This window comes from Paenibacillus sp. S28 (assembly GCF_016624415.1).
Taxonomy (GTDB): domain Bacteria; phylum Bacillota; class Bacilli; order Paenibacillales; family Paenibacillaceae; genus Paenibacillus_AQ; species Paenibacillus_AQ favisporus.
Genome location: NZ_JACVTM010000002.1, coordinates 551,920 through 577,552, shown reverse-complemented (window position 1 = coordinate 577,552; position 25,633 = coordinate 551,920). Strand labels below are relative to the sequence as shown.

The window sequence follows — 25,633 nt, the reverse complement described above, 5'->3', positions numbered from 1 at the left end:
GAGAATGAATGGATTTTTTTGCACAACATTTGTGTTTTCCTACGACTGTTCGCGGTTGTCCGGGTTCTTCGCCATCCGCGTATTATCCCTCGTTTTGTTGAAAGACGGCCTTTTCTTGCTCTCAAGCACCGGGAAGCGCAGCAGCACTTCAGACAGAGCCTTTGCATTAAACGGTATAAACGGCCATAGATAAGACGAGTTGTAAGACCGGTGCAGCGTCAGCAGCAGGATCAGCAGCGTCGTCCCGACAACGAATCCCTGCACTTTGAAAATAGCCACCGCGACCAGCAGCACAAGCCTCACCATCCGGTTGGCCAACCCCAGCTCATAGCTCGGCGTGGCGAACATGCCGATGGCCGCTACGGCCATGTACAAGACGACCTCATTGACGAACAAGCCTGTTTTCACCGCTATGTCCCCGACGAGGATCGCCGCGATGAGGCCCATGGCCGAAGCCAGCGGGGTCGGCGTATGCACAGCGGCCAATCGGAGGAGATCGACGCCGAACTCGACCAGCAGAAACTGGGCGATAAGCGGAATTTTGCCCGTATCATGCGGCCCGATGAAATTTAATTCCGGAGGCTTCAGATGCGGATCGATCACAAGCAGCATCCAGAGCGGAAGCAGAAACATGGAGGCGAAAATGCCCAGAAACCGAACCCACCTGAGGTACGTCCCCATAAAGGCCGTCTGCCGGTTCTCTTCGGCATGCTGGCACAGGTCGAAAAACGTAGTCGGCATGACCATCACGCTCGGCGAGGTGTCCACGAACACCACTACCCTGCCTTCCAAGATATGCGAAGCGACCACGTCCGGTCTCTCTGAATATCTGACCAGCGGATACGGATGCCATCCCTTATTGATAATGACTTCCTCCAGCTGCTTGTCGCCTTGGGGAAGGCCGTCGATGTCAATACTTTTGATTTTCTTCCGGATGGAGTCCACCTGAACCTTGTCTACAATATCGTCGATGTAGGCAATACAGACGTCTGTCCTCGTTCGCCGCCCGACCTGCACAAGCTCGCTTTTGAATCCGGGGTCGCGGATCCGCCGCCGCACGAGGGCGATGTTGGTAAGCAGCGTTTCGGTGAACCCGTCGCGCGCGCCCCGCACCACTCGTTCAATGCTAGGTTCTTCGGGACTACGGACCGGATAATTCCGGGTATCTAAAATGATGCACGCCCGTTCTCCCTCGATGAATAGTGCGGACATCCCCATCAGTACTTTATTGACTGCCGCGCTGAGCTTGTCGACAATCTCGACCTGAATATGCGGGATGTAAAATTCAAAAAAGGACTTAAGCGCATCCGAATTAAGCTGGTCGGCGGACAAATAGGTGAGCCGCTTCAGTATTTCCAGCATGATGTTGTCTTTGGCAAAGCCGTTAATGAAGAACAATCCCGTGTTCTGGCCGGCGAGGGTCATTTCGCGAAACACGATGTCAAAGGATGAACCCAGGCCCACCACTTCCTTGAGCGTGTTTTTGGTCGTCTCCAGGCTTTCCGGAATTTCATCCTTATCCTGCCAATAGATGATGGATTCCTCGACGGTGTCGGACCTTTCCTGGTCGCGTTTTTCCTGCATCCGCTTATCTTCTCCGCCGTCACCCGCTGCCTTATGCTCACCCTCAGCCTGTTCTTCGCCGCCTTCACGCCGGCCCGCCGTCCTCCGGGGCTCCTTCCCCTCCTCCGACGGATGAGAAGCGTCTTCCTTCTTCTCTTTCGATTCGTCCCCGTACTGCATGATCATCGCAATGCCGGCAGGGTCCTCTACGTTGATTTCCTGATCCTTGTCATCTCTCACGAAGCGTTCCTCCTTACTTTCTGTAAACAAACCAGTCAAACAGGGAACCCGCCACTTTTCCCGTGACCATCGCCATCAAAAAACCGAACAGGTAGCGGGTCATCTGCAGCCTTTTAGCCAAAATGGGCAGCACGTTGAGCACTTCGGTGAGCGCGGCGGCCAGCATACCGACGAATATCCCGTTATACAGCCCGATCAAGAGGCTGGCCAGCGGTCCCAAGGATAGTTTCCAGTTCCAAAAGTCGAACACGGTCCCGACCAGCGACCCTGTTACCATCGCCCCTTCGTACCAGTGAACCCGGTTATAGGATGAAGTCAGCTGAGCCAGCCTTGGGATCATGTCCAGAACGATGAACAGCGCAATAACACCGCCGCCAACCGCAATTCCCCCGGCAATCCCGAGCAGTATTTGGATGATCCAGCCGACCAGAATCAAGACGAATCCCCCTGACGGCTCGCGGTTTTCATCCGTTTATATTCCTCGGCAACGACGTACTGGTCGATATTTTCCTGGTACAGAAACATTTCCACTTCCAGCGGGGTCGGCTCCTCGTTCCACTTCTTTTTGAATAAATGGTTGAAGAAAACGACCATGCCAAACCCGATGCCGAAGGAATAAGCCGTCTGGAACAAGTAGGGATGCTCGTCCCGGCGGCCGGTCACCATTTCCACCGTACGGATTTGCACCTCCTGCATGTTCACGTCCGCATGGAAATTCATGATCGTCAGCGCTGACCCGAAGAAAAGGAGGAGCCAGACGAGGATGAATAGGATCAGTGACGGTTTCTTCTCCTTTTTTACCACTTCCACCAGGGAGTGCTTGTTCCCCATCGACTCAATGCGGACGCCCGGAATGAGCTCCTGGATCTTCGGTATGATGTGCATCATGTCAATTAACAACAAATTTCCATCCCACTTATGGGGATGAACCAGCTCCAGGCTGCGGAGCGAAGATTCCCACTCGGGGTCGCATAAAATCCGGGCGATGTGGCCGAGGGTCACGACCCTTCCATGGGAAATCGGTACGCGGCTGCGCAGCTGCAGGTAGACCGTAGGCAATCCGTGATCAGACATCCAATCACTCCTTTTGCTGCTGAATTACCGTTAGTATAGGAAAAAGGTCTACTTTCTAGTCCGATTTGCATCGCTGCCCAAAAAAAGGAACCGCCTTCCTTTACGGAAGACGGTTCCTTGTTCACTGGGCAATCTGATCGCGGATCAGCTGCAGTATTTTTTTCTCGAGGCGCGAAACCTGTACCTGGGATATCCCGAGCCGGGTGGCTACCTCCGATTGGGTCTGGTCGCGGTAGTACCTTAAATAGACGATCAGCTTTTCCCGCTCCGACAGGCCGTCGATTGCTTCGTTCAGCGCCAGTTTATCAAACCAGCGTTCCTGGGATTCGTCGGCGATCTGGTCCATCAGCGTGATGGGATCCCCGTCATTTTCGAACACGGTCTCGTGGATCGAGGTCGGCGGCTTGTTGGCCTCTTGGGCGAACACGACTTCCTCCGGCGTTACCCCAAGCTCCTCGGCCACTTCCTTGACGGTCGGCAGTCGGTCCAGGTGCTTCGACAGCTCGTCCCTTTTCTTGCGTACCTTGTTGGCCATTTCCTTCAGTGACCGGCTGACCTTCAGCGTTCCGTCATCGCGGAGAAAGCGCTGTATCTCGCCGATAATCATCGGAACAGCATAGGTGGAAAACTTGACGTCATAGCTTAAATCGAATTTGTCGACCGATTTCAGCAGGCCGATGCATCCGATCTGGAACAGATCCTCGGGTTCGTACCCCCGGTTCATAAACCTTTGCACGACAGACCAGACGAGGCGGATGTTGCAGTTTACCAGCGTATCGCGGGCCAAGCTGTCCCCGGTCTGGCTGAGTGCGATCAGACGTTTGACTTCGGCATCATCCAAATAAGTCTGCGAACCTTTCTTCACATCAGCATCCATGCGCCCAACCCCTAATTATACAAAGCTTTCTTAGATTCGATCCTCTTCTTCATCTTGATTGATGTTCCGGAACCGGGCTCGCTGGATACCTCGAATTCATCCATAAAGTTCTCCATGATCGTAAAGCCCATGCCCGACCGTTCCAGCTCCGGCTTCGACGTATACAGGGGCTGCTTGGCAAGCTCCAGGTCTTCGATGCCTCTTCCCCGATCCTCCACGGTCAGAGTAACGGTATCTCCCACAATTTCCGCAGTGATCGTGACGATCCCCTCGGGATCGCTGTCGTACCCGTGAATGATGCTGTTGGTCACCGCTTCGGAAACGACCGTTTTCAGGTCGCTCAGCTCATCCATGGTCGGGTCCAGCTGTGAAATGAAGGCGGCCACCGTCACACGGGCGAACGATTCGTTTTCCGACTTGGCTGCGAACTGCAGCGTCATGAAATTGCGTTCCATGGCCTTTTCTTTACTCATGACACGACCTCCAGACCCGAGAGCGCATGACCCTCGTTATCGTAAATGGGCATAATTTTGAACAAGCCGGACATATCGAGCAGCCGGTAGACGGTAGGATTGACGTCGCACACCGCCATTTTGCCGCCCTTGGCCTTGATCAGCTTATACCTTCCGAGGATCACACCCAGGCCTGAGCTGTCCATGAACTGTAAATTTTTCAGGCTGAGCACCAGATGGTCTGTCAGTCCGCGCTGGATCGTCTCATCCATTTTCATGCGGACATGGTCAGCCGTATGGTGATCGAGCTCTCCCGATAAGCGCACAATCAAGATGTTGCGGTGATGCTCCATTTCCACTTGCAGATTCACGTTTGCTCACTCTCCTCCCTGTCATGAACAACGATTTCTACGGAGTAAAACCGGATTCCTGCATCACGACAAAACTAGAAGAAAACCGCTATCAATCTACAAGAAACAATTTTGATGTCGTCCGTTTGAACAGCTTCCACCATCCGGCCTTGCCCACCGTCTCCGGCGATTTCAGCTCAAATTCCTTCAGCACCTTGCCGCCTTCGTAGACGACCAGTTTACCGAGAACCTGTCCCTGCTGGACCGGAGCCTTGATCTCCTTCGGTACGACCATTTCGTGGCGGATGTCTGCTGCCTTGGCGTTTTTCTTTGTCAGAACGCTGTAGGTTTGTCCGGCCTTCAAGGTCAGTTCCTTCGTATTGCCCTTGTTCACCTTCACCGTACCCATCACGTCACCCGGGTTGAAAATGGTGTGCGTGCTGTACTGGGCAAACATATAGTCGAACATTTTGGACACTTCTTCGTTCCGCGTCTTGGTGTTAGGCTCGCCCAGCACCACGGCGATCGCTCTCAGGTTGCCGTTCTTGGCCGTAGCCGAGAGGCAGAACTTCGCCTCGGAGGTATACCCCGTTTTGAGACCGTCGGCCCCAGTATAGAAGCGGACCAGCTTGTTCGTATTCACGAGCCAGAAGGGCTTTTCGGAATCTTTTCGCAAATAGTCCTGATAGGAGCCGGTGTATTTCGTAATTTCCGAATGCTTCAACAGTTCACGGCTGATCACCGCGATATCGTGCGCCGAAGAGTAATGGTTCTCGGCAGGAAGCCCGTTACAGTTCACGAAATGGGTATCCTTCAGCCCCAGCTCCTGTGCCTTGTCGTTCATCATTTGGACAAAGGCCTGCTCCGTGCCGGCGATTTTTTCGGCCATCGCCACCGAGGCATCGTTGCCGGAAGCCATTGCGATGCCCTTGAGCATTTCGTTGACCGTCATCTCTTCACCCGGCTCAAGGAATATTTGCGAACCGCCCATAGACGCCGCATATTCGCTCGTCCGGACCATATCGGTCATTTTCAGCTTGCCCTCGTCGATGGCTTCCATGGTCAGCAGCATGGTCATAATTTTCGTAATGCTTGCTGGCGGAAGTTTATCATGGCTGTTCTTCTCATAAATGACCGTTCCTGTATCCGCATCCATAAGGATGGCTGACCTAGCATTCGCCGCCAGCTCCACGCCCGGAGCCTGACCGCCTTTTGGCGCTTCCTCGGCATACCCCAGATAAGGCAGCGCCACCGTGGACAGCCCGAAGGACAGCGCGAGCGCCAGTATCGTTTTTTTCAAAATAAGTCCCCTCCTGACCTATTGTATAGATTGAACTAAAGCTTTTTCATTGAACTTCCTGTTATTAAGGCCTGATACGGCCTATAACTTTCATTTCTTTAGTTCATTTCTATATGGTTCAATTGAAATGGTTACTGTCTTTCAGTTTCGTCAGGATCACAGGAAAATATTCCATGCCAGGGGCGGCTTACGCCGAATTATTTTTGATACACGCAAAAACCCCCGCAGGAGTCTCCTGCGGGGGCTGCTTTGAATAAACGGCCGTGCATATTACATATGAGGGATGACCGCAAGCACTAGGCCGAGGAACTTCTCGCGGACTCTCTCGGTCGTTTCCATGACCTCTTCATGGGACAATGGCTGGTCCAGAATGCCTGCCGCCATGTTGCTGATGCAGGAAATGCCGAGCACTTCCAGGCCGGCGTGCCGGGCCACGATCGTCTCCGATACCGTCGACATGCCGACAGCGTCTGCACCGATCGTACGCAGCATGCGGATTTCGGCCGGCGTTTCGTACGTCGGTCCAAGCAGGCCGGCATATACGCCTTCGCGAATCGGAATGTTCTTCGACGCAGCCGTGTCCTTCAAGAGCTGACGGAGCCGCCGGCTGTACGCCTCGGACATATCGGGGAAGCGGACGCCAAGCGCCGGTTCGTTCGCGCCGATGAGCGGATTTCGGCCGGTCAGGTTTAGATGGTCGGTCAGGACCATCAGGTCTCCCGGTTCGAAAGCCGTGTTGATCCCGCCGGCAGCATTGGTCACCAGCAGGCTCTTCACGCCGAGCTCTTTCATGACCCTTACCGGGAAAGCCGTCACTTCCGGGCCGTAACCCTCATACATGTGGAAGCGTCCCTTCATTAAGACGACACTTCGTCCTTCAATCGTACCGAGCAGGAGCTCTCCCGCATGGCCTTCCACCGTCGACACCGGAAAATGAGGGATATCCTCGTAGGCAATGGATATGCCGTCCTGGATCAGGTCAGCCAGTATTCCGAGACCGGAACCGAGTATGAGGCCCACTTCCGGTTGAACGCCTCCCTTGCTCTGGATAAAGGCGGCTGCCTCTTGAATTTGCTTCAGCTGTGTCGTTGACATGCGTATAATCTCTCCTAATCGGTATTGGAATGATCCCGTCCACGGGGATGGTGCTCTTCATAAACGTCCTTCATCGTTCTTTTCGTGCTTGTGGTGTACATTTGGGTCGTCGCCATATCGGCATGCCCCAGCATCTCCTGTACGGAGCGCAGATCGGCTCCGTTCTCCAGCAGGTGTGAGGCAAATGAATGCCTGAGCGTATGCGGCGTAATCTCGCCTTCGATCTCCGCATCGGCGGCGTATTTTTTCAACACCTTCCAGAATCCTTGGCGCGTCAGGCGGCTGCCGGTCAGGTTCAGGAACAGGGCTCTGTCGTCCGAGGAGGTTTCCCGTACGAGCGGATCCCGCATTCCGGTGATATACTCCTTGACCGCCCCGGCCGAAATCCCATTGATCGGAAGCACCCGTTCCTTGCCTGCGCTGCTTGTGCAGCGGAGGAAATGCATGTCCAAATTGACATCGTCCACGTTCAGGGAGATGAGCTCCGATACTTTCAAACCGGTACCGTAGAGCAGCTCCAGCATGGCTTTGTCCCGAAGCCCCTGCGGCGCGGTAACATCGGGAGCTTCCAGCAGCCGGTTCACTTCCCCGATGGACAGAACTCTTGGAGGCTTCTTCTCCAGCCGGGGAGCGTCGAGTCCAAGACTCGGATCCTGCCGGATGACGGATTCCCGGATCAAATAATGAATAAAAGACCGTACGGAAACCAGCTTGCGGGCGAGCGTCGCCGGGGCCATGCGCTCCTGCTTCTTCAGGTTCAAATACATTTGGATATGCGTCCGTTTGACCTGATCCGCCGAGTTCAGCCCTCGTTCCTCTACAAATTCCACAAACTGACGGACATCACGGGTGTACGATTCAAGTGTGTTACTGGACAGCCCTTTCTCCTCACGGATGTACCGAATGAAGGGCTGTACGTACTGCATCATGTTGTGAAACAGCTCCTTCGGGTTCTTTTTGGATTGACGTATCTTCGTCCTGTTCTACTTCGACAGCAGGGCGGACGTCCCCTGCCGGAGGCATTATTCACCATACCAAAAATAAAAACGGAGCCTGTCCCCCATCCGTTCACCGTTCTGCTTCCCGTCACCGGACTGGAACGCCTTGACGGCATGACCCTCCGGAATGCGGTAATGGTCAACCGGCGTGATCCAAGCGGTGAACAGGGTCAGCACATGGTAGAACATATAGGCCAAAGAAACAAACACGATCAGAAACTTTAGCACGGACAGCCATTTTCGCAGCGGAATGATCATCCCGGAAGCACCTCACATTCTTGAAGGAGACGCCTCTCCTTCCCGTTCATCCTTGCTATATCCAGCATATGAACGTTTGTCCTTATGTATGCCCCAGGACGCCCCGACCAAAAAAGCCCCCTTCCGGCAGCATGCCGGGCAGAGAGCTTTGATCGTCAAGATCATATTATAAAATCGTTGTATGATTACTTGTCATCGCTGCCGCCGTTGTCTTCCTTCGCCTTACAGCGGTAGCATACCCCGTGGAAATCAAGACGGTGGTCCGAGACGGTGAAATTGAATTCCCGTTCAACCCGCTCTTCCAGCGGTCCAAGCCAGTCCTCGCGGATCTCATCCATGCTCCCGCATTTCACGCAGATCATATGATGATGGTGATGCTTGGCCGTATCGGTGCGTAGATCGTATCTGGCTACACCGTCGCCAAAGTTGATCTTCTCGACGACATGCAGCTCGCTCAGCAGCTCCAAGGTACGGTACACGGTTGCCAGACCGATTTCCGGAGCCTTTTCTTTCACAAGCATAAATACGTCTTCCGCACTCAGATGGTCTTCTTCATTCTCCAATAATACTCTGAGGGTAGCTTCCCGCTGGGGTGTCAGCTTATAGCCCTGGGATTGTAACTGTTGTTTGATTTTATCGATCCGTGCTTCCATTGTCTCCCTCCCCACAGGAAAATCTCTGCACCTATCTATAACCGCTTCTCTCATTATATGGGGAGTTGCCAAACAAAGTCAAACGCTTTTGCCTCACATGCCGGAGATGGCCGGAGCGTGGATCAGCATGGGCGTCACCCATCTCATCATCGTGGGAGTCACCCAGGTTTCAAATGAGGAGATGCCGAGCATGATCAGGCCCATGACGAGCGTCATCCCGACATACGATGCAAATGGGCGGGTAATGTTGCCCGGACGCTGGAGCATCACCCGGTTTTTAATAATATGAAGCGAAAAGGCGATCGCCGATACGCTGCAAACGATCAGCACCGGAATGATAAGCAGGTTCGGCGGAGCTACCGACACCAGCGCAAACAGCAGACCGTGCCACGAAAACTGGCCGACCAGGTAGCCAACCGTAAAGCCGACCAGAACGCCTTTCAAAAAATCGAGGATCAGAATGCCCGGCAGGCCGATGACCGACAGGCCGAGAATCCAAATCAGACCAACCCATTTCAAATGCAGCCCGGCGATGTCCCAGTAGGAGTGCGCAGGCTGTCCGGCCTCCGCTCCCTGATTAACGGTTACGAAAAAATTGCCCAAATACCGTCCCAAGTCCTGCTGCTGTTCAAGGGAAAGAGCATTGACCATGAGCGCGCCGAAGATGACTCCAACCAGAAACAGTACGGCGACAAAAATATACAGGATGTTTTGTTCTTTCAGGGCATGGCGGAAAGCTCGCATGCAGTTTCTCCCCTTTCCAATCGCATACCCTTACTGTATGAAGGCAAGTCCCAAACTATGTCTTGGACACGGACGACCCTTCCACTTTCCCGTAAGTTCCCCCTCCGCCTGAGGTCAGCTTCAGGGTGCCGTTTCTGGCCATGACGATCATCCGCGCCAAATCGGTGCCCACAACCTCGGCAATTTCTGCTTCACCCGCATGGTGGAGAATCGACATTTCTGTACCGAACCCCTCCAGCAGCTGCTTCATTTTGGCCTTGCCGAGACCCGGAATGAACTCAAGCGGAACCTGGTAATGATATGCCGGCCGGAAGGCAGGCATGTACGGCTCTTTGCGGTCGGCGATATCGAGGATCCGGTCGAGCACCCCCTGTACCCGCTTGGTGCTGCCGCAGAACGGGCAGCCTGCGCCCCCATGTTCGATGTCCAACACGCGGCTGCAGCCATGGCAATAGGTACGGTGGTACTTGCCCAGACGCGGATTGAGGCCGTAGTTCCCTGTCACGCACCTGCCGTCCACCCTCTCCATCGCCTTGCGGAATTCGGCAAAGGTCGGCTCCGCCAAACGGATCCGGTTGTACTCGCGGGCGATTTTACCCAGGGAATGGGCATCGGAGTTGGTTACAAACGTATACGGATCGAGCTCCGATATCAGTCCGGCCATTTCCGAATCGGAGCTCAGCCCAAGCTCGATTCCGCTCACAAGCCCCGGGTCGAGCACATGCTCCATTCGCGGCGTCATGCTGCCGTACAGGCCTTTATGCGGAGTAAAAACGTGGGCGGGAATCATGATGCCTCCCATGTCGTACACCTTAGCCTGCAGCTCCCGTCCGGAAACGTAAATGCGCTGTGAGCTGAGGTTTACGTTTTTCATATGGCCTGACATCCAGGCCGTAAAGCGCTTCATCGTAGACAGGTCCGTAAAATAAACGAGCAGATGCGCAGCGCCCTTACCCTGTTCATAGATTTCAATTTCGGAGCCCAGAAGAATCGTGGTTCCCCGGTAGGCGATCCCACCGCCCTGCACTTCATTCATTTCACCGGATTCCAGGCAGTCGATAATGTCCTTCTGGACGACCGGCGAGTGGCAGTCGATAATGCCTACCAGCTCGATCCCTTTGCGCTCCGACGCTTCCTTGGCGATGTTCGCGAACGTCAGATTGGAGCTGCCGCTGATTTTGACCGCATGCCCGTCGTTCGTCCTGCCGATATGGATGTGCAGATCCGCAAAGTATTCGCTCAACATATCCGACTCGTATGCAAGCTCTTGGTGACTGACACGTTCCGGACTGCTCATACGCGGAATTCACCCGTCAGCTTGTTCAACTTCCAGGCGTACACCGCCATAAGTGTCTTAGCGTCGCTGATCCGGCCTTGCGAAATCGCCTCCAGCGCCTCTTCCATCGTCAATTCCAGCAGCTCCACGAACTCGTCTTCATCCGGCGCCGCATCGCCCCCTTGAAGATCATGTGCCACGTAGAGGTGGATCACCTCATCGGCAAACCCGGGAGAAGTATAAAAGGAGTGAAGCAGCTCCAGGCGGCCGCATGTATACCCCGTTTCCTCCACAAGCTCACGCTTGGCGGCTTCCATCGGGTCCTCCCCTGGCTCCAGCTTCCCTGCCGGGATTTCAAGCTCGCACCGTCCCATGGCCTGGCGATACTGGTCGACCAGAATCATCCGGTCATCCTTGATGGCCAGAACAGCTACCGCACCGGGGTGGCGGATGATTTCCCGTGAAGCCGTTTTGCCGTCGGGAAGCCGGACCTTGTCAATCTGCAACGATACGACCTTTCCCTGAAAAATAGATTCGGTGGACAGGGTCTCTTCCTCGAGATGTTTGGACGGTTTCTTCATATGTGGCAAAGACTCTTTCATTCTATGATCCTCCTTATTGTACGTGCTCAACAACCTCTTATATTTAAAACCTAGCATTTTTGGCCATGCTGACACATATGGTCTTATTATAACAAACTTCACCCCAAGGAAAGAGGGATCCCTTCATGAAAAGTTACCGTACAGCGAACTCGGTCCATATGGTAGGACGGGCCTGGCAGATTAAAATCATGCTCCGCCAATTGCAGAAGGAATGGAGCCCCGACACGCCGCTGCAGCACATTTTGCAATCGCTCGCGTCCTCCCGGCGGGATCATTAAGGGACGGATGAATCTTTATCCTTTAATATCCCCCGAAATTCCCAGGTTTTTCGGATATGATCTAAAAACGATAAGCGATTTAACTTTTTAAACATTTTTTTAGCATTCCTGCCAACTATTCACTCACCAGGTTGTTCTATATATTGGAGGGTACATTTATGACCAAAGATGAATTGATGACGCTGCTGCAAGCCTACCCGATTTCCCCGTCCCTGCATTTTAAGCTGGGATTATGGTATAAATCGCGCGGACACAACAGTGAGGCGATGACGCACATTCGGACGGCTCTGACGCATGCACATGATAACTCCGGAAGTTTGCCCCATGCTGAAAGCTTTGACGAAGCGCAGGGATGGCTCGAGTACGGAAGGCTCTTATATGCAAGCAGCCGTACCGAGGAAGCCGAAGAAGCTTTCCGCCGGGCGGTCAATCTCGGACAGCATCATCGGAAAACGCTCGCGGAATGGGGAGCACTGCTCTACGATGCCGGAAAGACAGATGCGGAAATATGCCGGCGCCTTCTGGAAATGGTCCCGCTCTCAGACACGACCGAACTGCAGGTCGGCCAAACGCTGGCGGATCTGGGCGCGTACGAGGAAGCCTTTGGCATCCTAAGCCGTTATACGGATGACATACGGTTCAATGAATCCGTTCAACTCATTTATATTTTGTGCCTCATTCACACCCATCAATTCAAGGAAGCGCACGCGCGGCTGACGCAGCGAACGATGGACCCGGACAAGGTCGTGGTCAAGTCCGCTTCCCATTCCGTTACCGCATCCCATGCGGCATATTTGTGCTGCCGTGCGCTTCAGGAGGGCCTTGGATTGCCCGAATTGTCCAGGTTTAACCGGCTGGAAACAGCCAAGTCCGCGATCGTGCTCGGCATGGTGGACATGGGGATGTCCCTTCAGCCCGAACCCTCGTTCCATGAATCCAGCGAATTGATTTATACCCTTTACCGGGAGGGCTATATTGAACAGGCCAAAGCGCTCCTGAACAAACTGGAGGGAATTCCGACGCACGAGAGAAGCCAGAGCTCGCTCGAACTTTGCTTTATCGCCGCTGAAATGCTGTACGATCAAGGTGACTTCGCCAAAGCAGCGCAGCTGTTCGAGTCGATCTATGCAACGGATCCGTCCCACTCCTTGGCACGGTTTGCGGCAGCCTCCTGCTTCCTGGAGGAGACCCGCAGCTCTTTGGATCACAGACAGGAACGTCAAGTGATCGGAAGTGAACTGTATTTTCAAATTGACGAATATTTGACGAATATCACCCTGGCTCTGCAAATTATCCAATCCACCAGCTGGCATACGGTATGGACCCCGGCACAGCGCAGAAATCATCCTGCCGCGGATCGCCGGCGTTATGTTCACTAACTTGTGAGCCTCCCCGTTATCGTTGGCCCGTGAAGAAGGATGAGCCCAGCAAAAAAGCTGTTCCAGCGCGGTTTGCCGCATGCATGGAACAGCCTGTTTGTGCAGGTTCATTCTGCTGTATAGAGTTAAAGCTATGATTTGACAGTTTCCTGAATGATGCTGAGCACCATTTCAGCCGCTTTGACCATATCCTCCGCACGGATCCGTTCCTTCGTCGTATGTATGTCCTCATAGCCGATGGCTAGATTCACCGTAGGAACTCCGAGCCCGTTGAAAATGTTGGCGTCGCTGCCGCCGCCCGAACGGAACACTCTTCCGCTCAGTCCAAGGCGCTCAATTGCACGTTTGGCCAGGCTCACCACAGGATCGTTTTCGTTGAAATTAAAAGCGGGATACACGATTTCGCTCCGGAACTCACACTGGGCGCCGAACTCGCGGACGGTCGTTTCGAGCGCTTCCCGCATGTGGGCGATCTGCTGATCGACCTTTTCCTGAACGATGCTTCGCGCTTCCGCATCAAGCTGGACAAAATCGCACACCACATTGGTCGCTCCACCACCGGAAAATTTACCGATGTTGGCTGTCGTCTCCTGGTCGAGCCGGCCAAGCTTCATTCGCGACACCGCTTTGGAGGCGACCTGAATGGCGCTGATTCCGTCTTCCGGATTCACGCCGGCATGCGCCGATTTGCCAAAAATCTTCATTTGGATTTTAGCCTGGGTTGGTGCCGCAACGGCAATCGATCCGACCTCTCCATTGGAATCGAGAGCAAATCCAAGCTCGGCATCCAAATGCTGCGGATCCATCGAACGTGCTCCCAGCAGTCCAGACTCCTCACCGACGGTAATTACGAATTGGATCTGTCCATGGGGAAGCTGCTGCTCCTGGATAACGCGGATCGTCTCAAGCAGAACCGCCAGGCCCGCTTTATCGTCCGACCCCAGAATCGTCGTCCCGTCACTGCGGATCCAACCGTCTTCTCCCAGGACTGGCTTGATCCCTTTGCCCGGGGCTACGGTATCCATGTGGCAGGTGAACAATAGCTTCGGAGCTTCCGCGCCGCCTTCCCCCTTCCAGGTCACGATCAGGTTGCCGGCGCCATGTCCGGTTTTGGCCTGGGAATCGTCTTCAACAACCTCCAGTCCAAGCTGCGTAAATTTCTGCTTGAGCAGCGCGGCGATCTCCGCTTCATGGCCTGTTTCGCTGTCCACCTGAACCAATTCCATAAACTCCTGTATCAAACGGTCTTGTTTAATCAATGGACTTTCCTCTCCTTCGGCGTTAAGTTACAATAGTACATAGGTTGTCCCGGCTCGACATCGAGCCTTCATTAATGATGAATAAAGGAGCTATTTATGCAACGAAAAAAATGGTTTCGCGTTTTTGTATACCTCATGCTCATTGCCATGGTCGGATCCGTCGTCTTTGGGCTCGTCGAGTCCTTAATAGCCCGCTGAATTCAGCGGGCTTTCCTCTGCCCCTTGGGCTGAAACGGCCTCAAATCCGAATACCTCGGTAAAGAACGGAACAATCTCCTCCGCCACCTGCTCGACCGCGATCGGCTTTCCAATACAGTCCTCAAGCGACGTTACGCCATACTCCTGAATTCCGCACGGTATAATTCCCTGAAAGCCTTCGTTTTGAATGCCGGACGTTATGTTGAAGGCAAACCCATGGCTGGTCACGAACCCTCTTTGGTGTTTGCATTTGTTGAATTTGACCCCGATAGCGCAAATTTTCAGATCGCCTACCCAGACACCCGTATATTCGGGCTTGCGGCCAGCCTCGATCCCGTAATGCGCAAGGTAATTGATAATGACCTGCTCCAGATTACGCAAATAGCCGTGCAGATCCAGTCCTTCCTTGCCCGCCAGCAGCAGCAGCGGATACCCGACCAGCTGCCCCGGACCGTGATAGGTAATGTCGCCGCCGCGGTCGATTTCAAACAGTCCGATGCCCTGCTGCTCCAGCTGTTCCTTGCTGAGCAAGAGATGCTCCGGATGCCGCTGCGATCCGATCGTATACGTCGGTGGATGCTGCAAGAGCAGCAGGGTTTCCTGCTGCTCTCCAAGGTCTATGCGGCCGACGATGCTTTTCTGCAAATCCCAGGCCGCACCATAATCCATCATCGGCGTATAGGATACTTCAAGTTTGGTTGTCATGACTGCTTCACGCCCTTTCAGATGATGACCAAGCTTTCAAAGACTTTTCATTAGTAAACTTTGGTATCCAGCGTATAGCCCTCCACGTTTTCCTTCACGCGCTGCAGGAAGCGTCCGCAGATGACTCCGTCCAAAATCCGGTGGTCCAGCGACAGGCAGATATTCGCCATCGAACGGACGGCGATCATGTCATTGATCACGACAGGCCGCTTCACGATCGATTCGAAGGTTAGGATGGCCGCCTGCGGATAGTTGATAATCGGGTAAGACAGGATCGAACCGAACGAACCGGTATTATTCACCGTAAAGGTGCCTCCCTGCATATCCTCCAGCTTGAGCTTGCCCTGACGCGTTTTGGTCGCCAGTTCTTCGATTTCACGGGCGAGACCGGCAATGTTTTTCTGGTCGGCCCGTTGAATAACCGGCGTCATGACGGAGTCTTCCGTCCCGACGGCGAGGGAAATGTTGATGTCCCGTTTCACAATGATCTTGTTGACCGCCCAGACCGAATTCATGATCGGGTAATCCTTGATCGCATTGACCACAGCCTTCAGAAGAAACGCCAGATAGGTTAAATTATAGCCCTCTCTGCGCTTAAATTCATCCTTCAATTTGTTGCGCAGCAGCACCAGGTTGGTTACGTCGACCTCGATCATCGTCCAAGCATGCGGAATTTCTGACACACTTTGGCGCATGTTCGTCGCAATGGCGTTACGGATCGGGGTGACGTCGATCATCGTCTCGGCGCGCCCGTTCTGGTCCTCGAGTTCCACAGCCGGAATACGCGGCGACTCGGTCATATGCAGACCTGACTGCCGGCTGGAAGCCGGCGGAACCGGGATGTACTGCTCCGGACGGACCGCAGGATTGGCATGCGGCAGCCCTACGAACGGAGAATGAACCTCTTTCTTCGCCGGAGCTTCGGCAGCTCGGCCGGTTTCCACTGCCTCACCGCCGTTTTCGATATAAGCAAGGACATCCTTGCGGGTAATCCGTCCACCCATGCCCGTTCCTTGGACGGCGCTCAAATTCACGCCATGCTCGGCTGCCAGGCTTTGCACCGCTGGAGAATACCGGCCGCGCATCGACTGGTCTCCAGAGGCTTCAGCCTGTACTGGGGCCGGTGTAGTACGCGGCTCCGCCTGCGGCCGTTCCTCCGCCGGAGCCCCTGCAGCGCCTGCCGCCGCAATGCGGCAGATGACCTCGCCGACGGCGACGGTCTGGCCTTCCTCGGCGACCCATTCTCCCATAATCCCGTCCACGGTGGACGGGATTTCCGCGTTGACCTTATCGGTGATGACCTCACAGATCGGCTCATACTGTTCCACTTTATCGCCAGGCTGCTTCAGCCATTTGGCGATGGTGGCGGACACGAGCGATTCTGCCAGCTGCGGCATCACCATATCGGTAAACTTTTGATTTGACATATTTTCACTCCTTCATACGGCAATTCTCAATAAACCGCCAGTTCGTGCATGGCTTGCTTGACCTTATCCTTGCTCAGCATAAAGAACTTCTCCATCGGCGGACTGATCGGCATGGCCGGTACGTCCGGACCACACAGCCGCTTGATCGGCGCATCGAGGTCGAACAGGCATTCTTCCGAAATAATAGCGGACACCTCGGCGCCCACACCGCCCGTTTTGTTGTCCTCGTGTACGATCAGCACCTTGCCGGTTTTGCGGACCGCCTCAATGATGGCGTCACGGTCCAGCGGCTGCAGGGAGCGCAGATCCAGAATATGGGCCGAGATGCCTTCTTCTTTCTCCAGCTCTTCGGCGGCTTGAAGGCAGAAGTGCAGCGGCATGCTGTAGCCGATGACCGTAATGTCGGTCCCCTCGCGCAGCACGTTAGCTTTGCCGATCGGTACAGTATAGTCGTCCAAAGGCACGTCGCCCTTGATCATGCGGTAGCATTTTTTATTTTCAAAAAACAGCACCGGGTCCGGATCGTTGATCGCAGCTTTCAGCAGTCCTTTCGCGTCATAGGCGGTAAAAGGCGCTACGATTTTCAAACCGGGGGTGCCGAAAAAGATCGATTCCGGGCATTGGGAATGGTATAATCCCCCGAAAATGCCTCCGCCGATCGGCGCACGAACGACGACCGGACAGCTCCAGTCGTTGTTGGAACGATAGCGGATTTTCGCGGCTTCACTGATAATTTGGTTCGTTGCCGGCAGCATGAAGTCGGAGTACTGCATTTCCGCGATCGGCTTCATGCCGACCATGGCCGCGCCGATCGCAACGCCGGCGATAGCGGATTCCGCCAGCGGCGTGTCGATGACCCGCTCCTCGCCGAACTGGTCCTGCAGGCCTTTGGTCGTCGTGAACACGCCGCCTTTAACGCCGACATCCTCACCGAGGACAAACACGTTTTCGTCTTTTTCCATTTCTTCTTTCATTGCCAGACGAATCGCATCGATATATTCCATTTCGGCCATTAGTATACCCCCTCTTCGCTATCGCCAGCATACACATGCTTCAGCGTATCCTCGGGTTTCGGGAACGGAGCATTGTCCGCCGAGTCGGTTGCTTCCTTGATCTCAAGAGCCAACTGCGCTTGCAAGTCCGCATCCTTTTCTTCATCCCAAATGCCGCAGCTGATCAAATATTGTTTAAAACGGACAATGCCGTCTTTTTTCCAGTTCTCTTCTACTTCTTCTTTGGTCCGGTACGCCAAGTCGTTATCCGAGGTGGAGTGCGGAGACAGGCGGTACATCATGGCTTCGATCAGTGTTGGTCCTTCGCCGCGGACAGCGCGTTCGCGCGCTTCCTTCACGGCTTTGTAGACCGCGAGCGCATCGTTGCCGTCCACCCGGATGCCCGGAAACCCATAGCCGAGCGCCCGGTCGCTGACTTTGCCGCTGATCTGCTTATGAAGCGGGACCGAAATGGCATACTGGTTGTTTTCGCACATAAAAATCACAGGCAGCTTATGAACGCCCGCAAAGTTGGCTCCCTCGTGGAAGTCCCCTTGATTGCTCGATCCTTCGCCAAAGGTTACAAACGAAACGATATCCTGTTTTCTCATCTTGGCGGACAAAGCTACGCCTACGGCGTGGGGCACTTGGGTCGTGACGGGGCTTGAGCCCGTTACGATCCGAAGCCGCTTGCTGCCAAAGTGTCCGGGCATTTGCCGCCCGCCGCTGTTCGGATCCTCAGCCTTCGCAAAAGCCGACAGCATCAGCTCGTACGGAGTCATTCCTACCGATAAAACAAGTGAATAGTCGCGATAATAAGGCAAAAAGTAGTCCTTTTCCCGATCCAGCGCAAACGCCGCAGCGACCTGGGCCGCCTCCTGACCGATTCCCGATACGTGAAAGTTAATCTTGCCAGCCCGCTGCAGCAGCAGGTTACGCTCGTCAAATTTGCGCCCGAGCATCATATATCTGTACATGTCGATGACTTGGCCGTTGGTGAGTCCAAGCTGTTCATGCTCATGTGGCGTGTGAACAGTACCCTGATCATTCATGGGAGGTACCTCCTTATTTTAGAGCCTGCAGTCTGTCCCTGATCTACTATTAAAACCTGGTACTAAGACTTGGCTTAACCCTATTATAATCATAACTGCGGTGAAAAGAAAAGAACCGATTCTAAATTTTGGTCTTACATTCCGATGGATTTGCCGTCAACAGCCAGCATCGCCTCTCCCAAAATTTCCGAGAGCGTCGGATGCGGATGCACCATCTGTCCGATCTCCCAAGGGGTTGCATTCAGAAACTGGGCCAATGCCGCCTCGCTGATCAGGTCGGTCGCATGGGCTCCAATCATTTGCACGCCTAAAATGTCGTTTGTCTTAGGATCAGCTACTACTTTTACGAATCCTTCCTTGCTCCCCTGTACCAATGCCTTCCCGATGGCCTGGAACGGGAATTTGCCGACCTTAACCTCGAATCCGCGGCTGCGGGCTTCCTTCTCGGTGATGCCGACGCTGGCCACTTCGGGTCTTGTGTACACGCATTTTGGAATCAGATCCGCATCCCCCGGGTGAACTTCTTCACCTGCCAAATGGTTGACGGCCGCAATTCCTTCATGGCTTGCCGCATGCGCGAGCTGCAGTCCGCCAATGACGTCGCCGATGGCATAAATATGGGATTCGCCGGTTTGATAATGTTTATTGACAGCTATAAAACCGCGCTCCACCCGGACATCCGTGTTCTCCAGACCAATGTTCTCCACATTCGCATGGCGGCCGATCGACACAAGCAGCTTGTCCGCTTGAAGCCGTTCGGTTTTTTCCCCAACACGCACATCGATGTGCACCTGATGATCCGCTGCTTCGTATGTCTCCGTCTGCAGCTGGGCCCCGGTAACCATTTTGATGCCCCGGCGCGAAAACGACTTCTGAAGCTCACGGGCCACCTCTTCATCTTCTGCAGGCAGCAGCTGGTCCGCCGCCTCCACGACGGTGACCTCCACGCCGAAATCGTTCAGCATCGAAGCCCATTCAACACCGATCACGCCGCCGCCGACGATGATGATGGACTTCGGAAGCTCCTCCATTTGTAGTGCCTCGTCGCTGGTCAAAATATGTATTCCGTCGGGTTCAAGTCCAGGCAGCACTCTTGGACGGGAGCCTGTGGCGATAATCAAATGCGTCGGAACCACCGTCTCCATCTCCCCATCCGCAAGCTCCACAGCAACGGCACCGCTTTTCGGCGAAAAAATGGAAGGACCGATGACTCGCCCTTTTCCATGAACCACCTGAATTTTATTTTTGCGCATCAGGTACTGAACCCCTTGGTGCAGCTGATCTATGATCGCTTCCTTCCGCGCCTGAACCTTGGGAAATTTGAGTGCGGCCCCTGCTGTTTCGATACCGTAGCTCTCGCTTTCTTTGATCTCTGCGTATACTTCCGCGCTCCGCAGCAAAGACTTACTTGGAATACAGCCGCGGTGCAGGCACGTTCCTCCCAGCTTGTCCACTTCGATAATAACGACTTCCTTGCCCAGCTGAGCTGCGCGGATTGCAGCCACATAACCGCCCGTACCGCCGCCCAGAACGGCTACGTCACATGATATTGTCATTGTCCATCCCCCATCTTAACATGTTTATATTGAAACCATTTGGCGCATAACTTATGACAAGTTGTGCCCGGAGTAAGAAGCACTCCATCGCTTTTATATTGTACTCGGTTTTCACCGCATTACAAAATGTTATCACATGTCCGGAAATAGACAAAGATTCGCCGGACGAGTTATGATATAGTGGACTAAAACAGGCCAACAGGAAGGGATTTTTCATGAAACTGATTATTTCCCGCTTTATCGCCATCCTGATCCTCGTCATTCCGGGACTGGCGGCAATGACCGGATTTTTGTTTATGAAAGATGCGGTATTCGAATATTATTCACTCCACGGCGATGCAAGCGTCGCCCATCCGTCGTTTGCGTGGGGACATTTTGTGCTCGGCCTGCTCCTGTTCGTGGCAGGGATGAGCTTTCTCGGCGGCTGGATTCTGTTCCGGGACCGCAAACGAAACTATGTAGGGCCACGTTTCAAGGAGAAGCGCAAGCCCAAACCGCCCGTACAATCTTCATAATGCTGGATTCCATGACCAGGAATCGAACAAAGAACCCCGGACTGCAGATTTATCTCAGAACGGGGTTTTGTTGTTGGTCCGACTCCTCATCGGATTCGCTCGCGATTATGTTAAGGACAGTATCCTCCTTCACCAATCCGTACTCCGGATTCCCCAGCACCGGAAGATTCGTCAGCATTCTGCTCGTTAAGACGACCTTCAGCTCGTTATCGCGGTTATAAAGCACAGATTCGACCACAAAGAAATTGTTCAGTAATCCCGCAATGATGGCGATTTGCTGCGGGCTCAATTTCGGCGGGGGCACGCCGGCTTTAGCGTACTTTACAACCGGCTTTGCCGGCTTGCGCCGTTTCTTGTTATCCGTGGACCGGTTCACCCAATCACCCCGCTTCAATGTATTCCTGCTTACTTTAGGATATAGCGGATCGTGCGAATTGGTGTATCCCAATTTGCCGCGAAAGCTGCAGCAAGCGACTAGACATGAACCGGACCGGATAAATTATTCGTACAGCGCCTCTCTCAGCTTGGTGGACATCCGTGATTCCTTCGATGAAGATTTCAGCAGGGTGAGCCGCAGTTTATGGTTTTGCTGAACCGCTTCTTCGAGGTCCGCGAGCAGACTGCTGACCAGTTCTTCCACTTGCGGATCCTTGCCGAGCTCTGCTGTCAGTTCAGCGATCCTTGCTTTATAAGCTTCTATTTTTTCCTGCATGATGCCGTCTCCTCCAAATGCTCATTCGATCCTTCTTCTATTAACCATACCACGGCCAAACGCCTGCACGCCACTTTCGGTTATTTTTGTAGCCATGTCCGTTTTAATTGTGGTACTCTATAAAAGTCGCAATTTTTCGTGTTTTGTCATCATATAGAACATGAACGGGTTATGCTAACGGGAAAGGAGCAGGCTGAACGTGAATAAAGGACGGATTACCGTAATTACGGGACCCATGTTTAGCGAAAAATCGGGTGAACTTATCCGCCGGTGCCAAAAACTGATCCAATACGGGCGGAAAAAGCTGGTGGCTTACAAGCCCGAGGAGGATCAGCGCTACGCGAAGGACGAAATCGTAAGCCGGATCGGATACCGGCTGCCAGCCATCTCCATTCCGCGGCAGTTGACCGCTGACATCACCGCCAAAATCTTGGCGGAAACCGCTGACGCGGATGTGGTCGCTTTTGATGAGGTTCAGTTCTTCAGCAAGCCGATCCTTGGCCTGGTGGAAGAGCTGGCATACAGCGGGAAGCATGTCATCGTGGACGGACTGAATCTGGACTATCGCGGAAAAGAATTCGGCTACATAGGCGGGCTGCTGGCCATGGCCGACGACATCCAGCTGCTGACCGCCTTTTGTGCGGTATGCGGCAGCCCGGAAGCCGTGTTCACACAGCGGATTGTCAACGGCCACCCCGCTCCGCTGGGCTCGGTAATCATGATCGGGGATTCCGATGATTACGAGCCGCGGTGCCGGTGCTGTTTTGTTCCACCGCATAAGGTCAGTGCCAAAGGAAGTGCCTGATCATACAAAAAAACTCTTCGGGATGATGAGCATGATCGATCAGCACATCATCCGGCGAAGAGTTTTTTTATGATTCCCAAACATCGTCCATCAGCTTTTTGATTTCGTCCGTGCGCCGTTTAGTTGCAGCCGGATCGGTCACCCATTTTCCGTCCTTCAGTTCCACAGCGTCTCCTACCTTCACTTGAGGATCCACTTGTTCACGGGGTACGGCCTGGATGTTACCGTCCACTTCAATGCGGCAATACGGTCCTTCATAGCCTTCGACATATCCCGTCATCGTTCTCACCTTTCCGTTCGGAATGTCACCTTCTGCCCATTCGACTCCGCTTCAATCGTTCCCTGAAGATCGTTACGGTATACCTTGACGCCCTGCTGCTTCAGCCGGTTTAGAATGACGCTTTTCGGATGGCCGTATGTATTGCCTGCACCTACCTGTATAACCGCATACTTCGGATGAACCCGTTTGAGAAATGCGAGCGTGGTCGACGATTTGGAGCCGTGGTGCCCCACCAGCATGACATCCGCCTGCAGATCCGTTCCGGCGTCAAGCATATCCCGTTCGCTGTCCGACTCCGCGTCACCGGTCAACAGAAAAGAAGTGCGGCCGTACGTTATTTTCACCACAGCGCTCATGTTATTCGAGTCGTCATAACTTTTGCGGGGCGCCAGCATATCGACATGAACCTCATCGTCCATATCCCAAGAGATCCCGGCCTTAGCCGTTTGTACCTTCAGTTTGGCATTTTTTACGGCACGCAGAACGGATTCAAACGTTTTCGTATTGGCCTGTGCTTTCGGCATATAAATGCGGCCCACCGGAATGTGGTTAATGACCGCATCCAGCCCGCCGATATGGTCGGCATCCGGATGAGTTCCGATGACCGTGTCCAGCTTGGTGATACCGTATTGCTCCATATATTGCAGCATCAGCTCTTCTTTGTCATTGTTCCCGGCATCAATCAGCATCGTTTTACCGGAAGGGGAAATAATAAGCTGAGAAGCTCCCTGCCCTACATCCAGAAAAACGACCCGAAGGTTACCCCCGCCGGTGCTCGCTGGGGTGCTGTTGTTCTCCGGTGCCGCCGGGTTGATCTCCAGACTGCATCCGCTCAGGATCAGCAACGCCGTGATGACGCCTGTCAGCAGTAAAGTGGTTATCTTGGATGTCTTCATCATCGTTCCTTTCACGGCTGTAGCCTTAACAAGTTAGTAATAACTGCCAGAACGTTATCTTATCACGAACCGTACTCGGGGTACAAGGCTAACTGAGCATCACCTGCTTGTAGAAGACCGTTTTTAAACGTGTAGCTTAAGGTTAAATCGCCGATAAATTCGGCGGGGGACACCTGCACGGCCGTAGTCGCTTTCAGGGTATTCCCCTCAAGGGTATAAGTCATAACGCTTCCGATCCCCGGCGGGTGCTTTACAGGGCCGGACTGCAGTTTGGATATAGGGATGACCGTCCGCTCGCCGCGAATATCCAGCTCAATTTGCTTGTCCGTCACTTTACTGTCGAACTGTTTTAAAAACGCCGTATATGCATCCTCTACAGGTATGGGTTCCGCTGTTTGGGCATACACGAGCGGATTGGAAGTATAAACGCCGGTTCCATATCCTGTCGTTAAAATGATAACAATATCCTTCTTGCCGTCACCCGTCAAATCGGCTCGATCGATGATTGGAGCATAGCTTGGATTGTCCACATTGTACCCAGGGATGTGACGGCTGAAAGTCTGAGTCTTCAGCGTTAAGTTTTCATAGGTTCCCGATTCGCTGGCATCTCCGCTGATCTGTATCGTCTGGTCATCGGATTGTGCAAAGGGGACCTGTTTCTTGTCGTCAATTCGAACCGTGTTGCTTTGGCTGTCATAGGTGACTTGTTTGCCAAAAAGCTTTCCGAAGGTTTGCAAGGGTATCATAATTTCATCATCTATGTGAACGGGTGCCGCTTCAGTCACCCGCTCGGTTCCGTTGAGCATCACTTTGATGGGGTCCGGTTTCGCCATGACCATAATTGACGTTGCCGACAACACCATCGCAGCCGTGGTGGCAATGATCCATCCTTTTGCTTTCAATGTTAAACTCCTTCCCGTATTCGCCCAGCAAGGTTTCCAATTTTTGATAATAACATAAGTGTAAATTTAATCAGGCTTGATATCCAGATAAAACTTTGTAACTATATGGAATGAACGAAGAAACTGCAAAATTTTAGTTCAATTTATATATCATTACCCTTTTCAAAATGAAAATAATGGATATCGGAATTTTTTTGGAACAGATGGATCTTCATCAAATAAAAAAACGCCATACTATGATCATCGTCATAGTATGGCGTATTCTTTAGGTTGATGCTATTCCTTTCACGACACCTTATGCTCAATGCGCAGCTTGTCGGCCACCATCGCGATAAACTCGCTGTTGGTCGGCTTCGATTTGCTGATGTTGATGGTGTAACCGAACAGATGGCTGATCGAATCGATGTTGCCGCGCGTCCAGGCCACCTCGATCGCATGACGGATCGCCCGCTCGACCCGGGATGGCGTCGTTTTGAACTTTTCGGCGATCGCCGGATACAGCGTTTTGGTAATGGCACCGAGAATTTCGATGTTGTTGTACACCATAGTAATCGCTTCGCGCAAATATTGGTAACCTTTGATATGGGCCGGAACGCCGATTTCATGAATGATGGACGTAATATTGGCGTCAAGGTTTTTCCCTTTCGCCATCGGAACCACATTGGATTTGTTCATTGATACCGTCATATTGCCTGTCGTGATATGCTGCTGCCCCACGAGCTGACGAATACGGCTGGCTAGAACCTCCATGTCAAACGGCTTAAGAATGTAGTATGAAGCACCGAGTTGTACCGCTCTTTGGGTGATGTTCTCCTGGCCGAAAGCAGTCAGCATAATGATTTTAGGCTGCGTGGACAGATTCATCTCGCGCAGTCTTTCGAGAACGCCCAATCCGTCCAGATGCGGCATAATAATGTCCAAAATCAGCACATCCGGTATTTTTCTCGATTCACTGATCATATTTAGCACTTCCTCGCCATTATAGGCGATTCCCGTTACCATCATATCGTCTTGCTCGGTAATATATTCCGCAAGCAAATTCGTGAATTCCCGGTTGTCATCCGCCAACAATACCTCTATTTTTTGCACTGGCTGCTTCCTCCTTAGAATCGTATTCCCTTATTTTTCTGCAGAGATAAGTTTTCGACACCCAGCATTAAATTCCTTCTGTCGAAAATTATTTTTGTTTATTTTT

Annotated in this window: 31 protein-coding genes; 5 read left to right on the top strand and 26 right to left on the bottom strand. The window is 53.2% G+C overall.

Annotated features, from left to right (window positions below; genetic code table 11):
• Positions 1–39 precede the first annotated feature (39 nt).
• The 14 genes from IAE55_RS07115 to IAE55_RS07050 all read right to left on the bottom strand — a co-directional run bounded on the left by IAE55_RS07115 (position 40) and on the right by IAE55_RS07050 (position 11,482).
• Positions 40–1,743 carry a spore germination protein gene (locus IAE55_RS07115; RefSeq protein ID WP_145159453.1) on the bottom strand — a complete coding sequence of 568 codons (1,704 nt, stop codon included), beginning with the start codon at positions 1,741–1,743 and terminating at the stop codon, positions 40–42.
• A gap of 73 nt (positions 1,744–1,816) precedes the next feature.
• Complete coding sequence (locus IAE55_RS07110; protein ID WP_234489336.1) at positions 1,817–2,239, bottom strand: stage V sporulation protein AB; 423 nt, start codon at positions 2,237–2,239, stop codon at positions 1,817–1,819.
• Positions 2,236–2,877, bottom strand: a complete 642-nt coding sequence (locus IAE55_RS07105; protein ID WP_145947602.1) for a stage V sporulation protein AA — start codon at positions 2,875–2,877, stop codon at positions 2,236–2,238. The genes IAE55_RS07110 and IAE55_RS07105 overlap by 4 nt, the downstream gene beginning before the upstream one ends.
• A 121-nt stretch (positions 2,878–2,998) precedes the next feature.
• Positions 2,999–3,754, bottom strand: coding sequence for an RNA polymerase sporulation sigma factor SigF (sigF, locus tag IAE55_RS07100; protein ID WP_089548075.1), 756 nt, complete (start codon positions 3,752–3,754; stop codon positions 2,999–3,001).
• An 11-nt stretch (positions 3,755–3,765) separates the two neighbouring features.
• Positions 3,766–4,227 (bottom strand): anti-sigma F factor, encoded by a 462-nt coding sequence (gene spoIIAB, locus IAE55_RS07095; protein ID WP_076170048.1) that lies wholly within the window; start codon positions 4,225–4,227, stop codon positions 3,766–3,768.
• Positions 4,224–4,577: an anti-sigma F factor antagonist gene (gene spoIIAA, locus IAE55_RS07090; protein WP_076170047.1), complete on the bottom strand. Its 354-nt coding sequence runs from the start codon at positions 4,575–4,577 to the stop codon at positions 4,224–4,226. The genes spoIIAB and spoIIAA overlap by 4 nt, the downstream gene beginning before the upstream one ends.
• A 91-nt stretch (positions 4,578–4,668) precedes the next feature.
• Positions 4,669–5,856: a D-alanyl-D-alanine carboxypeptidase family protein gene (locus IAE55_RS07085; RefSeq protein ID WP_116229665.1), complete on the bottom strand. Its 1,188-nt coding sequence runs from the start codon at positions 5,854–5,856 to the stop codon at positions 4,669–4,671.
• A gap of 270 nt (positions 5,857–6,126) precedes the next feature.
• Positions 6,127–6,951: a purine-nucleoside phosphorylase gene (locus tag IAE55_RS07080; RefSeq protein WP_200631479.1), complete on the bottom strand. Its 825-nt coding sequence runs from the start codon at positions 6,949–6,951 to the stop codon at positions 6,127–6,129.
• Between the two features lie 14 nt (positions 6,952–6,965).
• Positions 6,966–7,880 carry a site-specific tyrosine recombinase XerD gene (gene xerD / locus IAE55_RS07075; protein ID WP_200631477.1) on the bottom strand — a complete coding sequence of 305 codons (915 nt, stop codon included), beginning with the start codon at positions 7,878–7,880 and terminating at the stop codon, positions 6,966–6,968.
• Between the two features lie 93 nt (positions 7,881–7,973).
• Positions 7,974–8,207 carry a DUF4227 family protein gene (locus IAE55_RS07070; protein WP_105444655.1) on the bottom strand — a complete coding sequence of 78 codons (234 nt, stop codon included), beginning with the start codon at positions 8,205–8,207 and terminating at the stop codon, positions 7,974–7,976.
• A 185-nt stretch (positions 8,208–8,392) separates the two neighbouring features.
• Positions 8,393–8,860, bottom strand: a complete 468-nt coding sequence (gene fur / locus IAE55_RS07065) for a ferric iron uptake transcriptional regulator (protein ID WP_076170043.1) — start codon at positions 8,858–8,860, stop codon at positions 8,393–8,395.
• Between the two features lie 93 nt (positions 8,861–8,953).
• Positions 8,954–9,604 (bottom strand): stage II sporulation protein M, encoded by a 651-nt coding sequence (gene spoIIM / locus IAE55_RS07060; protein WP_089548079.1) that lies wholly within the window; start codon positions 9,602–9,604, stop codon positions 8,954–8,956.
• Positions 9,605–9,659: 55 nt separating this feature from the next.
• Entirely contained in the window at positions 9,660–10,850 is a 1,191-nt protein-coding gene (locus IAE55_RS07055; protein ID WP_200631710.1) for an endonuclease Q family protein, read from the bottom strand.
• A gap of 47 nt (positions 10,851–10,897) precedes the next feature.
• Positions 10,898–11,482: an NUDIX domain-containing protein gene (locus tag IAE55_RS07050; protein WP_234489335.1), complete on the bottom strand. Its 585-nt coding sequence runs from the start codon at positions 11,480–11,482 to the stop codon at positions 10,898–10,900.
• 125 nt (positions 11,483–11,607) lie between these two features.
• Here IAE55_RS07050 and mciZ point away from each other — a divergent pair, with 125 nt between their 5' ends.
• Positions 11,608–11,760 carry a Z-ring formation inhibitor MciZ gene (gene mciZ, locus IAE55_RS07045; protein ID WP_105444653.1) on the top strand — a complete coding sequence of 51 codons (153 nt, stop codon included), beginning with the start codon at positions 11,608–11,610 and terminating at the stop codon, positions 11,758–11,760.
• A gap of 158 nt (positions 11,761–11,918) precedes the next feature.
• Complete coding sequence (locus IAE55_RS07040; protein ID WP_200631476.1) at positions 11,919–13,139, top strand: tetratricopeptide repeat protein; 1,221 nt, start codon at positions 11,919–11,921, stop codon at positions 13,137–13,139.
• Positions 13,140–13,270: 131 nt separating this feature from the next.
• Here the strand turns inward: IAE55_RS07040 and IAE55_RS07035 are convergent, their stop codons facing one another.
• Positions 13,271–14,398 (bottom strand): tripeptidase T, encoded by a 1,128-nt coding sequence (locus tag IAE55_RS07035; RefSeq protein WP_145947597.1) that lies wholly within the window; start codon positions 14,396–14,398, stop codon positions 13,271–13,273.
• Positions 14,399–14,494: 96 nt separating this feature from the next.
• On the opposite strand from IAE55_RS07035, the gene prli42 reads away from it, so the two are divergent.
• Positions 14,495–14,596 carry a stressosome-associated protein Prli42 gene (gene prli42, locus IAE55_RS34340; RefSeq protein WP_105444651.1) on the top strand — a complete coding sequence of 34 codons (102 nt, stop codon included), beginning with the start codon at positions 14,495–14,497 and terminating at the stop codon, positions 14,594–14,596.
• On the opposite strand, the gene lipB is transcribed toward prli42, so the two are convergent.
• The 5 genes from lipB to lpdA all read right to left on the bottom strand — a co-directional run bounded on the left by lipB (position 14,582) and on the right by lpdA (position 20,328).
• Positions 14,582–15,301: a lipoyl(octanoyl) transferase LipB gene (gene lipB / locus IAE55_RS07025; protein WP_145947596.1), complete on the bottom strand. Its 720-nt coding sequence runs from the start codon at positions 15,299–15,301 to the stop codon at positions 14,582–14,584. The two genes, prli42 and lipB, sit on opposite strands and share 15 nt — an antisense overlap.
• 50 nt (positions 15,302–15,351) lie before the next feature.
• On the bottom strand, positions 15,352–16,728 hold the full coding sequence (locus IAE55_RS07020; RefSeq protein WP_200631474.1) for a dihydrolipoamide acetyltransferase family protein: 1,377 nt from the start codon (positions 16,726–16,728) through the stop codon (positions 15,352–15,354).
• A gap of 26 nt (positions 16,729–16,754) precedes the next feature.
• Positions 16,755–17,741 carry an alpha-ketoacid dehydrogenase subunit beta gene (locus IAE55_RS07015; RefSeq protein ID WP_089548084.1) on the bottom strand — a complete coding sequence of 329 codons (987 nt, stop codon included), beginning with the start codon at positions 17,739–17,741 and terminating at the stop codon, positions 16,755–16,757.
• Positions 17,741–18,772, bottom strand: coding sequence for a thiamine pyrophosphate-dependent dehydrogenase E1 component subunit alpha (locus IAE55_RS07010; RefSeq protein WP_200631472.1), 1,032 nt, complete (start codon positions 18,770–18,772; stop codon positions 17,741–17,743). The genes IAE55_RS07015 and IAE55_RS07010 overlap by 1 nt, the downstream gene beginning before the upstream one ends.
• 134 nt (positions 18,773–18,906) lie before the next feature.
• Positions 18,907–20,328, bottom strand: a complete 1,422-nt coding sequence (gene lpdA / locus IAE55_RS07005; RefSeq protein ID WP_200631470.1) for a dihydrolipoyl dehydrogenase — start codon at positions 20,326–20,328, stop codon at positions 18,907–18,909.
• Positions 20,329–20,543: 215 nt separating this feature from the next.
• Between lpdA and IAE55_RS07000 the strand changes: the two genes are divergently transcribed.
• Positions 20,544–20,843, top strand: coding sequence for a DUF2627 domain-containing protein (locus tag IAE55_RS07000; protein WP_076170032.1), 300 nt, complete (start codon positions 20,544–20,546; stop codon positions 20,841–20,843).
• Between the two features lie 49 nt (positions 20,844–20,892).
• Here the strand turns inward: IAE55_RS07000 and IAE55_RS06995 are convergent, their stop codons facing one another.
• Together IAE55_RS06995 and IAE55_RS06990 are read right to left on the bottom strand one after the other, a co-directional pair.
• Positions 20,893–21,219, bottom strand: coding sequence for a hypothetical protein (locus IAE55_RS06995; RefSeq protein WP_145158414.1), 327 nt, complete (start codon positions 21,217–21,219; stop codon positions 20,893–20,895).
• Between the two features lie 123 nt (positions 21,220–21,342).
• Positions 21,343–21,555, bottom strand: a complete 213-nt coding sequence (locus tag IAE55_RS06990) for a hypothetical protein (protein ID WP_145023824.1) — start codon at positions 21,553–21,555, stop codon at positions 21,343–21,345.
• Between the two features lie 199 nt (positions 21,556–21,754).
• Between IAE55_RS06990 and IAE55_RS06985 the strand changes: the two genes are divergently transcribed.
• Positions 21,755–22,360: a thymidine kinase gene (locus IAE55_RS06985; RefSeq protein WP_084203876.1), complete on the top strand. Its 606-nt coding sequence runs from the start codon at positions 21,755–21,757 to the stop codon at positions 22,358–22,360.
• 67 nt (positions 22,361–22,427) lie between these two features.
• Here IAE55_RS06985 and IAE55_RS06980 read toward each other — a convergent pair whose 3' ends face one another.
• The 4 genes from IAE55_RS06980 to spo0A all read right to left on the bottom strand — a co-directional run bounded on the left by IAE55_RS06980 (position 22,428) and on the right by spo0A (position 25,527).
• Positions 22,428–22,640, bottom strand: coding sequence for a DUF3006 domain-containing protein (locus IAE55_RS06980; RefSeq protein WP_105444645.1), 213 nt, complete (start codon positions 22,638–22,640; stop codon positions 22,428–22,430).
• Positions 22,641–22,645: 5 nt separating this feature from the next.
• Positions 22,646–23,539, bottom strand: a complete 894-nt coding sequence (locus tag IAE55_RS06975) for a ComEC/Rec2 family competence protein (protein WP_105444644.1) — start codon at positions 23,537–23,539, stop codon at positions 22,646–22,648.
• Positions 23,540–23,598: 59 nt separating this feature from the next.
• Positions 23,599–24,438, bottom strand: coding sequence for a stalk domain-containing protein (locus tag IAE55_RS06970; RefSeq protein ID WP_200631468.1), 840 nt, complete (start codon positions 24,436–24,438; stop codon positions 23,599–23,601).
• Positions 24,439–24,723: 285 nt separating this feature from the next.
• Positions 24,724–25,527 (bottom strand): sporulation transcription factor Spo0A, encoded by an 804-nt coding sequence (gene spo0A, locus IAE55_RS06965; protein WP_200631466.1) that lies wholly within the window; start codon positions 25,525–25,527, stop codon positions 24,724–24,726.
• Positions 25,528–25,633 lie beyond the last annotated feature (106 nt).

Excerpts from the sequence above, each read along its gene's own strand:
- IAE55_RS07115 (WP_145159453.1), bottom strand. The coding sequence starts at position 1,743 with ATGCAGTACGGGGACGAATCGAAAGAGAAGAAGGAAGACGCTTCTCAT.
- IAE55_RS07105 (WP_145947602.1), bottom strand. The coding sequence starts at position 2,877 with ATGTCTGATCACGGATTGCCTACGGTCTACCTGCAGCTGCGCAGCCGC.
- sigF (WP_089548075.1), bottom strand. The coding sequence starts at position 3,754 with ATGGATGCTGATGTGAAGAAAGGTTCGCAGACTTATTTGGATGATGCC.
- spoIIAB (WP_076170048.1), bottom strand. The coding sequence starts at position 4,227 with ATGAGTAAAGAAAAGGCCATGGAACGCAATTTCATGACGCTGCAGTTC.
- IAE55_RS07080 (WP_200631479.1), bottom strand. The coding sequence starts at position 6,951 with ATGTCAACGACACAGCTGAAGCAAATTCAAGAGGCAGCCGCCTTTATC.
- xerD (WP_200631477.1), bottom strand. The coding sequence starts at position 7,880 with ATGATGCAGTACGTACAGCCCTTCATTCGGTACATCCGTGAGGAGAAA.
- IAE55_RS07070 (WP_105444655.1), bottom strand. The coding sequence starts at position 8,207 with ATGATCATTCCGCTGCGAAAATGGCTGTCCGTGCTAAAGTTTCTGATC.
- fur (WP_076170043.1), bottom strand. The coding sequence starts at position 8,860 with ATGGAAGCACGGATCGATAAAATCAAACAACAGTTACAATCCCAGGGC.
- spoIIM (WP_089548079.1), bottom strand. The coding sequence starts at position 9,604 with ATGCGAGCTTTCCGCCATGCCCTGAAAGAACAAAACATCCTGTATATT.
- IAE55_RS07055 (WP_200631710.1), bottom strand. The coding sequence starts at position 10,850 with ATGTTGAGCGAATACTTTGCGGATCTGCACATCCATATCGGCAGGACG.
- IAE55_RS07050 (WP_234489335.1), bottom strand. The coding sequence starts at position 11,482 with ATGAAAGAGTCTTTGCCACATATGAAGAAACCGTCCAAACATCTCGAG.
- mciZ (WP_105444653.1), top strand. The coding sequence starts at position 11,608 with ATGAAAAGTTACCGTACAGCGAACTCGGTCCATATGGTAGGACGGGCC.
- IAE55_RS07040 (WP_200631476.1), top strand. The coding sequence starts at position 11,919 with ATGACCAAAGATGAATTGATGACGCTGCTGCAAGCCTACCCGATTTCC.
- prli42 (WP_105444651.1), top strand. The coding sequence starts at position 14,495 with ATGCAACGAAAAAAATGGTTTCGCGTTTTTGTATACCTCATGCTCATT.
- lipB (WP_145947596.1), bottom strand. The coding sequence starts at position 15,301 with ATGACAACCAAACTTGAAGTATCCTATACGCCGATGATGGATTATGGT.
- IAE55_RS07020 (WP_200631474.1), bottom strand. The coding sequence starts at position 16,728 with ATGTCAAATCAAAAGTTTACCGATATGGTGATGCCGCAGCTGGCAGAA.
- IAE55_RS07015 (WP_089548084.1), bottom strand. The coding sequence starts at position 17,741 with ATGGCCGAAATGGAATATATCGATGCGATTCGTCTGGCAATGAAAGAA.
- IAE55_RS07010 (WP_200631472.1), bottom strand. The coding sequence starts at position 18,772 with ATGAATGATCAGGGTACTGTTCACACGCCACATGAGCATGAACAGCTT.
- lpdA (WP_200631470.1), bottom strand. The coding sequence starts at position 20,328 with ATGACAATATCATGTGACGTAGCCGTTCTGGGCGGCGGTACGGGCGGT.
- IAE55_RS07000 (WP_076170032.1), top strand. The coding sequence starts at position 20,544 with ATGAAACTGATTATTTCCCGCTTTATCGCCATCCTGATCCTCGTCATT.
- IAE55_RS06990 (WP_145023824.1), bottom strand. The coding sequence starts at position 21,555 with ATGCAGGAAAAAATAGAAGCTTATAAAGCAAGGATCGCTGAACTGACA.
- IAE55_RS06980 (WP_105444645.1), bottom strand. The coding sequence starts at position 22,640 with ATGACGGGATATGTCGAAGGCTATGAAGGACCGTATTGCCGCATTGAA.
- IAE55_RS06975 (WP_105444644.1), bottom strand. The coding sequence starts at position 23,539 with ATGATGAAGACATCCAAGATAACCACTTTACTGCTGACAGGCGTCATC.